Origin of the sequence: Bradyrhizobium sp. Mp27 (assembly GCF_029953005.1) — a bacterium.
GTDB classification, from domain to species: domain Bacteria; phylum Pseudomonadota; class Alphaproteobacteria; order Rhizobiales; family Xanthobacteraceae; genus Bradyrhizobium; species Bradyrhizobium barranii.
In genome coordinates this window covers 1-936 of the sequence record NZ_JASAUS010000544.1, presented here as the reverse complement: position 1 = coordinate 936, position 936 = coordinate 1, and the positions used below count along the sequence as shown (strand labels likewise).

The following is a 936-nucleotide window of genomic DNA, read 5'->3' as shown; positions in this document are numbered from 1 at the left end:
GATAGCGGTACGACGACCCCACCTCGTTTAGGTGGACGGGATGAGCGAGACTCGCGCGTGGATTTGACAACGCGAGGGACGCTCGTTCCATGCATCAAGACAGACATCAAGACGGGCATGATGCCGCCTCCTATCAGCGGATCGAGGTGATCACAGGGGAGAGGCGACGGCGCAGTTGGAGCGATGCGGAGAAGGCGCGGATCGTGGCCGAGAGTGCCGATCCGGAGACGAGCATTTCCGAGGTGGCTCGACGCAACGGGGTGAACCGGGGACTGCTCAGTGTGTGGCGACGCCAGGCGCGGCTCGCGTCGAGCGAAGCGCCGCAGTTCGTGCAAGTCAGGCTCGAGGCCGCCGTCGAGGCGCAGCCGAACGCGATCGATAAGGCGCATGTTCTGACGGATCCGGCCGAGCGGATCGAGGTGATGATCGCGGGCGCGACGGTGCGCGTGCCCGTCGGCGTCGACGCCGCGACGCTGGAGCGCGTGCTGGCGGCGGTGAGATCGACGCGATGATCTCTTTCGGTCCAATGGTCCGTGTGTTCGTCGCGACGCAGCCGATTGACTTTCGTAAAGGCGTTCATGGCCTTGTCGCGCTGGTAGCGGAGGGATTAGGCGGCAAGCCCTACAGCGGTGACGTTTATGTCTTCCGATCGAAGCGATCGGATCGTTTGAAGCTACTGGTTTTTGACGGCTCGGGAATGGTTCTAGCGACGAAGTGGCTGGAGAATGGGGGCTTTGCCTGGCCACCTGTTCGCGAGGGTACGATGCCGGTGACGGGGGCGCAACTGGCGATGCTGATTGAAGGTCTTGCGGAGTGGTCGCGTGTGGTCCCGAAGGTGACGAAGCGGCCGACGAAGGTTGCCTGAAGCGTCTTGTTTTGCTGGCGATTGCGAGTGCGTTCGTGTAGCTCTGCGATATGGCGCTTCGCCCCGAAGAT

Annotated in this window: 2 protein-coding genes; both read left to right on the top strand. The window is 62.8% G+C overall.

All coding sequences use genetic code 11. The features are described from left to right. The first annotated feature begins 89 nt into the window (after positions 1 to 89). Positions 90 to 512 (top strand): transposase, encoded by a 423-nt coding sequence (locus QJT78_RS51645; RefSeq protein ID WP_018273743.1) that lies wholly within the window; start codon positions 90 to 92, stop codon positions 510 to 512. Then, complete coding sequence (tnpB, locus tag QJT78_RS51640) at positions 509 to 865, top strand: IS66 family insertion sequence element accessory protein TnpB (RefSeq protein ID WP_018273742.1); 357 nt, start codon at positions 509 to 511, stop codon at positions 863 to 865. The genes QJT78_RS51645 and tnpB overlap by 4 nt, the downstream gene beginning before the upstream one ends. Positions 866 to 936: the final 71 nt, after the last annotated feature.